We start from the raw sequence: 7,700 nt of genomic DNA on the forward strand, positions 1-7,700 counted from the left end.
CAATGTCTGGATGGATGGAGCCTTTAAAACTAAAACTCAAAGCCCTTTTATGAATTTTGTAAAAGAGCTCACTGTGGATCTTGATACTGCAGTGAAATTTAATGATCCACGCGGTGTTTACGCTTTCTGCTTAGAATGTAGTTTGTAATTCACCACCAAGGTTACACCGGCGGTAATGCCTGGTGTAACCTTGCATCTAAACTTTTAGCCGCTTGTTTTGCTTCAATAGCATATTGCTCCAAGGCTGAATCCACTTCAGTTTGTGCTTGCCAACTGGGTACATTCACCGGATTACCTTTTTCATCACAAGCCACAAACACCACTAAACAATGGCCGGTTTTTTCCATCTTACTTAGTTTGGGATCACCCGCTTCTATTTCAATGAAAATATGCATACTACTGCTGCCTGTGTGCACCACCTTTGCTTTTAAGGTGACGAGCTGGCCGACTAATATAGGCCTGATAAAACGAATAGCACCAATCGATACCGTCACACAATACTTGCCACTCCATTGTGCTGCACAGGCATATCCTGCTTGATCCATCCATTTCATAACGATTCCACCATGCACCTTGCCGCCAAAGTTAACATCCGTTGGTTCAGCTAAAAATCGAAAATCAATGGTACGTTTATCAGACATAGGGCTCTCTTATTATTTTGGAATTAGACAGATATTGTTTACTATCATAAAAAAGTATCCGGCAAAGTATAGGTTTTTGTGCAACATAGTTCTTTAAATTCTGCAATGCAACAAGTCCAGTTACAGGTTAAACATTGTATGGATATCGCCAGTGGCCATTTCAAACAAACTTTTGTTATGCCTGAGGTCAGATTTAATCAGCGCGGAAAAATCGCTGGTAGTGCACGTTTACAACGTAACGAACTGCGTTTTAATCCGGTATTAATGAAAGATAATCTGGATTTATTCATAAGTGACGTGGTGCCCCATGAAGTTTGCCACCTACTTGCTTATAGCTTGTATGGCCGAGTCAAACCCCATGGTAAAGAGTGGCAAGGATTAATGTCTGAGGTGTTTGGGCGTAAACCACAAACCTATCATATGATGGATGTGACTAAAGTTGCAGGACAGAAATTTACTTATAAGTGCCAATGTGGACCGATACAATTGAGTATCAGGCGGCACAACAAGGTAATCAGAAAAGTACAACAGTATCGATGTCTTAAATGCGGCTCTCAGCTAATAGCCGCATAATGTTGTGAAGAGTTTGGTGTAAGAACTAAAACCAGCGTTTAGTAAAGGCTTTATCGAGTTCATCAAAGGCGGTTTTTAATAAACGCGCGAGTTCCATATACTTGGGTTTGGCTTGTGGACTTTGCAAGGCACAACCCTGCTGCTGCATATTATGATGTATTTCAAAATACCAAGAACTTAATGACGGTGGCAGTAATTGATTGGCCCGATGCCCAAGCCATAACAACCCTTGCATAGGTAAAGTCAGAAAAAAACCACCTACCGCCAAGGCCTGAGGTAATAGCTCAGCCCCCTGAATATTAACTATCGCCGCCACAGATAGCACAGCTAAAGGTGGCATGACTTTTATCGACAACTTAGTTGCCGCTACCACCCGATTTTCAGGGAAAAGAGTAGTCAGTTGCTTTTGGCTTGGCCACAACTGCATATATTGCTGACCATCTTTTAACATTGTGCTTATCGTAAGTGCCATAAGTTACTCCATTGCTACGTTACTTCGAGCTTTATCGGCATTCTAGCGCTTAACTCAACAATTAGCTAAATCCATTACTTATATGAAATCAACTATTGATACTCATTGGTAAGAATCTACCTGTGTTTGCACTTGCAATCACTACCCTTGCAACGCCACAATAGTCAGCAGCATAAATAACCTGACTAAGTGGCATTGAAAGTCGACAAGCTGCCCTTATTATTAGCCTCAAGTATACATTTTGGGTAACTTCCCGACAAATTTGGAGAACTCCATGTCTGCAACAAGACACGTAAAACTATTAATCCTCGGTTCTGGCCCTGCGGGTTATTCAGCTGCAGTTTACGCTGCACGCGCCAACCTTCAGCCAGTATTGTTAACCGGCATCCAACAAGGTGGCCAGCTAACGACCACCACTGAAGTTGAAAACTGGCCAGGTGATCCAGAAGGTTTAACCGGCCCTGATTTAATGGTGCGCATGCAAAAACATGCTGAAAAATTTGATACCGAAATTATTTTTGATCACATCAATAAAACCGACTTATCCAAACGTCCTTTCACCTTATTTGGTGATCAAGGCACTTATACCTGTGATGCTTTAATTATCGCAACCGGTGCCTCGGCCAAATATTTGGGCATGGAATCTGAAACTGCTTTTATGGGTAAAGGCGTTTCAGCTTGTGCTACCTGTGACGGATTTTTCTATCGCAGACAAAAAGTAGCGGTGATTGGTGGTGGTAATACTGCGGTAGAAGAAGCGCTGTATTTATCTAATATCGCCTCAGAAGTGCATGTGATCCATAGACGTGATGCATTTCGCAGTGAAAAAATCCTTGCCGACCGTTTAATGGACAAAGCTAAAAATGGCAACGTGGTATTGCACATGGATAGCACCCTAGAAGAGGTTCTCGGCGATAATATGGGCGTCACTGGCGTTCGTATCAAAAGTATCAAGTCAGGTGAAACCCAAGACTTGCCAGTCATGGGATTATTTGTCGCCATCGGCCATCAACCTAATACCTCAATCTTTGAGGGTCAGCTTGAAATGAAAGATGGCTATCTTAAAGTAAAAAGCGGTACCGAAGGCAATGCCACGCAAACCAGTGTTGAGGGGGTATTTGCTGCCGGTGATGTGAGTGATCATATTTACCGTCAGGCGATCACTTCAGCCGGTACCGGCTGTATGGCCGCACTTGATGCTGAGAAATTCTTAGACGCTTTAGTGAAATAACCTTTGTAGAGTAGCAAGAGGCCTCATTGAGGCCTTTTTTATAGACGATGATTAGCCTAACCAAATTAGACACCAGTCCCTACTTTCCTGATCCGAGCTTAGCTTTGTCTGAGCCCAATGGCTTATTGGCCTTTGGTGGCGATTTAAGTACTAGGCGTTTAGTGCGGGCTTATAGCCAAGGGATTTTCCCTTGGTATAGCCATGAAGAGCCCATCATGTGGTGGTCACCCAATCCTCGCGGAATATTACCTTTAGATAACTTTTATTGCAGCACTAAGCTGGCAAAATTAGTGCGTCAACAACGTTATCAAGTCACTGTGAACATGGCCTTTGAGCAGGTTATTGACGCCTGTGCCACCATCCAGCGCAAGGGGCCAGGGGCTGGCACTTGGATCACTCATGAGATGGTAGCCGCATATATCAAGTTGCATCATGCAGGACATTCCCATTCTGTCGAGGTATGGGATGACAAAAGGCTTGTTGGTGGACTTTACGGCATAGCCAGTGGCGGTTTATTTTGTGGTGAGTCGATGTTTCACCGCCTCACCGACTGTTCAAAGCTCGCTATGTATTATTTAGTCAATATACTTCGCGCTGAAAATTCACCATTTATAGATTGTCAGATGCAAAATCCACATTTACAAAGTCTAGGCTGTATTGAAGTGCCTAGAGTACAATTTTTACAGTACTTGCAACAACTCAATCAACAAACCTTCTCAAGCAATTGTTGGCAAAAACGTATTTTGAGTCATCAGCAATGAAATTTGGCATTACTCAGGCTTTTACTTGTAGCTACCTTGCTGAGCAACAAGAGCAATTATTGGTATTGATGGAAGAACAAAACGAAATCACAGCCAAACATTATGATTTGTTGATCGGCGCAGGCTTCAGGCGCAGTGGCACTCAGGTATATCGGCCCAATTGCCCACGTTGTCAGGCCTGTCAACCTATTCGCTTACCCGTACAATTGTTTAGCCAATCTAAAAGCCAAAAACGTGTCCTCAAACTTAATCAAGATATAACGATTAAACTCAGTGAACAGGATAAACCTGAATATTACCCCATATACGAAACCTATATAAATCAACGCCATGCTGATGGCAGCATGTATCCTGCTTCGTACGAACAATATGCGGGTTTTATTATCAATCCCTGGGACAAAGCCCTGTTTATCGAACTTTGGCTTGAGGATAAACTGATTGGGGTTGCGGTATGCGATAAAGTGGCTAATGGCTTATCAGCCTTGTATACCTTTTTTTTACCACAATATACCCAACGCTCCTTAGGTACTTATGCTATATTGCAGCAGATCAAGCTAACCCAGCAGCTCAATCTCGAGTTTTTATATTTGGGTTATCAAATCGATACCTGCCAAAAGATGAGCTACAAGCAAAATTTCTTACCCCATGAGCGTTTTTTAAACGATAAATGGCAACTAATTACAAAAAAAGCTGGGTAATGCTTTACACTCGCGGGCTTATTGGGCAAAATCTGCGCGGCTTTTTTAGACACTTATTTTTAAGACAGAGGTAACAGAGTTAGATGGCGAAAGAAGATTGTATTGAAATGGAAGGAACTGTGTTGGATACCCTTCCAAATACTATGTTTCGTGTTGAATTAGAGAACGGCCACGTAGTGACTGCGCATATCTCAGGTAAAATGCGTAAAAATTACATCCGTATTTTAACCGGTGACGCTGTAACTGTTGAAATGACTCCTTACGACTTGAGCAAAGGTCGTATCATTTATCGCGCTAGATAAAATCGATTGGTAGCTATCACTACCAATTACTGCGGTAATTCTCTTATTTATTAAATAAATTTTGCTAGAAGATACAAAAAAGCCCTTGAATATCACTATTCAAGGGCTTTTTTAATTTTTACTGTGGCTTAGTTTACCCAAGCCACTTGGTAAGGTCTTACGCTTCTGACTTTGCTTTGCTATCAGTCACAAATTCAAAGGCTAATTTGTCATCCTGCAAATCAATCTTAACACTACCACCATGGCTTAAACGGCCAAACAACAACTCATGAGCCAGCTCTTTTTTAATGTGCTGCTGAATAACCCGCGCCATAGGCCGCGCGCCCATATTTTTATCATAACCTTTGTCTGCCAACCAGCTACGTGCTGGGGTTGAGATTTCCAGTGATACCCCTTTATTGTCGAGCTGCACTTGTAACTCAACAATAAATTTATCCACCACTTGTAAGATGATCTCTTGATCCAAGTGATTAAACCATACTATAGCGTCCAAACGGTTTCTAAACTCTGGACTAAACAAGCGGTTAATCTCACTCATGGCATCATGACTATGATCTTGTTGTTTAAAGCCAATAGAACTGCGGATAGTCTGCTGGACCCCTGCGTTAGTGGTCATCACCAATACCACATTGCGGAAATCCACCTTACGGCCGTTGTTGTCTGTCAAGGTGCCGTGATCCATCACTTGTAAAAGGATGTTATAAATATCACTGTGCGCCTTTTCGACTTCATCTAACAACACCACACAATAGGGATGTTTAATTACGGCATCCGTCAACAAACCACCTTGGTCAAAACCCACATAACCAGGAGGTGCACCGATTAGGCGACTGATAGAATGACGTTCCATATATTCAGACATATCAAAACGCACCAGCTCCACCCCCATTATTTTAGCAAGCTGCGCAGTAACTTCGGTTTTACCTACACCCGTTGGGCCCGCAAACAAAAAGTTGCCAATAGGTTTGGTTTCGTTACCTAAACCAGAACGTGATAAACGAATGGCATCAGTCAAGGTATCGATGGCTTGATTTTGGCCAAACACCACCAGCTTCAAATTTCTATCAAGATGTTTAAGTACTTCTTTATCTGAAGCCGAAACCGACTTCTCTGGAATACGTGCGATCTTCGCGATGATTTGTTCAATATCCGGTACACCAATGGTTTTTTTACGCCTGGATGGAGGCAACAAACGTTGGCTGGCACCGGCTTCATCGATTACATCAATGGCTTTATCGGGTAAATGCCGTTCGTTAATATACTTAGCAGATAATTCAGCCGCAGCGCGTATCGCTTTATTGGTAAAACGCACACTGTGGTGTTCTTCATAACGGGATTTAAGTCCCATCAATATCTTAGTCGTGTCGTTAACGGTAGGTTCAAGTACATCGATTTTTTGGAAACGACGTGCCAAAGCACGATCTTTCTCAAAGATCCCCTGATATTCCTGATAGGTGGTTGAACCAATACAGCGCAGTTCACCACTACTCAACTTAGGCTTAAGTAAGTTAGATGCATCCATCACGCCGCCAGAGGCCGCTCCTGCGCCTATGATGGTGTGGATCTCATCAATGAATAGTATCGCGTTAGGATCAGCAGCTAACTCCTTGAGGATACCTTTAAGACGCTTTTCGAAATCTCCGCGATATTTGGTGCCGGCCAGCAAAGCGCCCATATCCAGCGAATACACCACCGCGGACTCAATCACTTCTGGCACTTCTTTAGTGACGATGCGATAAGCGAGGCCTTCAGCGATAGCGGTTTTACCCACACCTGCTTCACCTACAAACAAAGGGTTGTTTTTACGTCGCCGACATAAAATTTGAATACAACGTTCTAATTCAAGCTCACGACCAATCAGCGGATCAATTTTGCCGTCTTTGGCATACACGTTGAGGTTGGTCGAATACTTATGCAGCATGGAAGTGTCTTCTTCATGCTCAGCGGTTTCTTCTTGGCTTTCGGTATGAGGACTTGCCTCATCATCAATTTTTGATACGCCATGAGATATAAAATTAACTACGTCGAGACGAGTAACATCTGATTTTTTTAAGATATACACTGCTTGTGATTCTTGCTCACTAAAAATCGCCACCAGCACATTAGCACCAGTCACTTCATCTTTACCTGAAGATTGCACATGAAAAACTGCACGTTGTAGTACCCGCTGAAAGCCCAGTGTAGGTTGGGTTTCGCGCTCACGCCCCTGCTCATCAAGCAATAAAGGGGTGGTATCTTTCACAAAATCAGTAAGTTCTTTTTTGATCGAATCGATATTGGCGCCACAAGCTTTTAACGCCTCTTTAGCGGAGCTATTATCGAGTAGGGCAAGGAGTAAATGCTCGACCGTCATAAACTCATGACGATGTTCTCTGGCAAAAATAAACGCTTCGTTTAATGTCTGCTCTAAATCTTTATTCAACATAAAATGCCCTCTGACTACTGACCTAATATTTCGGCTTGGTGATTTACGCCTGTTCCATAGTACACATTAATGGGTGCTGATGTTGTCGTGCATAGCGTGTCACTTGCATGACTTTAGTTTCTGCAATCTCTGCAGTATATATGCCACAAACTGCGCGTCCCCGATAGTGTACCGTCAACATTGTTTGATTTGCTTTTTCTGCATCCATATTAAAAAACTGCATCAGCACCTCGATGACAAAATCCATCGGGGTATAATCATCATTGTTGAGTAAAACTTTGTACATTGGCGGCGGAGCAGCTTTTTGCTTCACCGCATCAAGCTGCTTTTCGCGCTCAATATTAATTATATTGTCTTTACTCATATTGCCGATTAATTATTTAATTATCTAAAATTTGCGAACGATATCATTAAAGTTTCTTTACAAAGCCACTAAAAATCAAAATTGCCTTGACAAAAACAGGTTAAAAAACCTACATTTTCTAAGACGGTTATATAAAAGCAGTTGGCTCGTCTTTCCCCAAACTCTAGTGTGGGGTCAAAGTAGTATTTGTTCAAGGGATTAAAAGGAAGCAGAAGTATGGCAGTCGGCAAAGT

9 protein-coding genes are annotated in these 7,700 nt (G+C 42.4%); 5 read left to right on the forward strand and 4 right to left on the reverse strand.

The features are described 5' to 3' along the window. Positions 1–161 precede the first annotated feature (161 nt). The gene (locus AX660_RS04770; protein ID WP_068373287.1) at positions 162–641 is read right to left on the reverse strand and encodes an acyl-CoA thioesterase; all 480 of its coding nucleotides are present in this window, start codon (positions 639–641) and stop codon (positions 162–164) included. A gap of 78 nt (positions 642–719) precedes the next feature. Between AX660_RS04770 and AX660_RS04775 the strand changes: the two genes are divergently transcribed. After that, a complete protein-coding gene (locus AX660_RS04775) occupies positions 720–1,214 on the forward strand; it encodes a SprT family zinc-dependent metalloprotease (RefSeq protein WP_268801365.1) in 495 nt (164 codons plus the stop codon). 25 nt (positions 1,215–1,239) lie between these two features. Here the strand turns inward: AX660_RS04775 and yfbV are convergent, their stop codons facing one another. Continuing rightward, positions 1,240–1,686, reverse strand: a complete 447-nt coding sequence (gene yfbV / locus AX660_RS04780) for a terminus macrodomain insulation protein YfbV (RefSeq protein WP_068373290.1) — start codon at positions 1,684–1,686, stop codon at positions 1,240–1,242. Between the two features lie 274 nt (positions 1,687–1,960). Between yfbV and trxB the strand changes: the two genes are divergently transcribed. The 4 genes from trxB (at position 1,961) to infA (ending at position 4,678) form a co-directional block, all read left to right on the forward strand. Beyond that, positions 1,961–2,917 (forward strand): thioredoxin-disulfide reductase, encoded by a 957-nt coding sequence (trxB, locus tag AX660_RS04785; protein WP_068373292.1) that lies wholly within the window; start codon positions 1,961–1,963, stop codon positions 2,915–2,917. A 47-nt stretch (positions 2,918–2,964) separates the two neighbouring features. Continuing rightward, complete coding sequence (gene aat, locus AX660_RS04790) at positions 2,965–3,678, forward strand: leucyl/phenylalanyl-tRNA--protein transferase (RefSeq protein WP_068373295.1); 714 nt, start codon at positions 2,965–2,967, stop codon at positions 3,676–3,678. After that, a complete protein-coding gene (locus AX660_RS04795) occupies positions 3,675–4,376 on the forward strand; it encodes an arginyltransferase (RefSeq protein WP_068373299.1) in 702 nt (233 codons plus the stop codon). The genes aat and AX660_RS04795 overlap by 4 nt, the downstream gene beginning before the upstream one ends. 83 nt (positions 4,377–4,459) lie before the next feature. Next, positions 4,460–4,678 carry a translation initiation factor IF-1 gene (gene infA, locus AX660_RS04800; protein ID WP_068373302.1) on the forward strand — a complete coding sequence of 73 codons (219 nt, stop codon included), beginning with the start codon at positions 4,460–4,462 and terminating at the stop codon, positions 4,676–4,678. A 157-nt stretch (positions 4,679–4,835) separates the two neighbouring features. On the opposite strand, the gene clpA is transcribed toward infA, so the two are convergent. Both clpA and clpS read right to left on the reverse strand, forming a co-directional pair. Then, on the reverse strand, positions 4,836–7,103 hold the full coding sequence (gene clpA / locus AX660_RS04805; protein WP_068373305.1) for an ATP-dependent Clp protease ATP-binding subunit ClpA: 2,268 nt from the start codon (positions 7,101–7,103) through the stop codon (positions 4,836–4,838). Positions 7,104–7,146: 43 nt separating this feature from the next. Next, a complete protein-coding gene (clpS, locus tag AX660_RS04810) occupies positions 7,147–7,467 on the reverse strand; it encodes an ATP-dependent Clp protease adapter ClpS (RefSeq protein WP_068373308.1) in 321 nt (106 codons plus the stop codon). Positions 7,468–7,700 lie beyond the last annotated feature (233 nt).

This window comes from Paraglaciecola hydrolytica (assembly GCF_001565895.1).
GTDB lineage: Bacteria > Pseudomonadota > Gammaproteobacteria > Enterobacterales > Alteromonadaceae > Paraglaciecola > Paraglaciecola hydrolytica.

Excerpts from the sequence above, each read along its gene's own strand:
- AX660_RS04795 (WP_068373299.1), top strand. The coding sequence starts at position 3,675 with ATGAAATTTGGCATTACTCAGGCTTTTACTTGTAGCTACCTTGCTGAG.
- aat (WP_068373295.1), top strand. The coding sequence starts at position 2,965 with ATGATTAGCCTAACCAAATTAGACACCAGTCCCTACTTTCCTGATCCG.
- clpA (WP_068373305.1), bottom strand. The coding sequence starts at position 7,103 with ATGTTGAATAAAGATTTAGAGCAGACATTAAACGAAGCGTTTATTTTT.
- AX660_RS04770 (WP_068373287.1), bottom strand. The coding sequence starts at position 641 with ATGTCTGATAAACGTACCATTGATTTTCGATTTTTAGCTGAACCAACG.
- yfbV (WP_068373290.1), bottom strand. The coding sequence starts at position 1,686 with ATGGCACTTACGATAAGCACAATGTTAAAAGATGGTCAGCAATATATG.
- infA (WP_068373302.1), top strand. The coding sequence starts at position 4,460 with ATGGCGAAAGAAGATTGTATTGAAATGGAAGGAACTGTGTTGGATACC.
- clpS (WP_068373308.1), bottom strand. The coding sequence starts at position 7,467 with ATGAGTAAAGACAATATAATTAATATTGAGCGCGAAAAGCAGCTTGAT.
- trxB (WP_068373292.1), top strand. The coding sequence starts at position 1,961 with ATGTCTGCAACAAGACACGTAAAACTATTAATCCTCGGTTCTGGCCCT.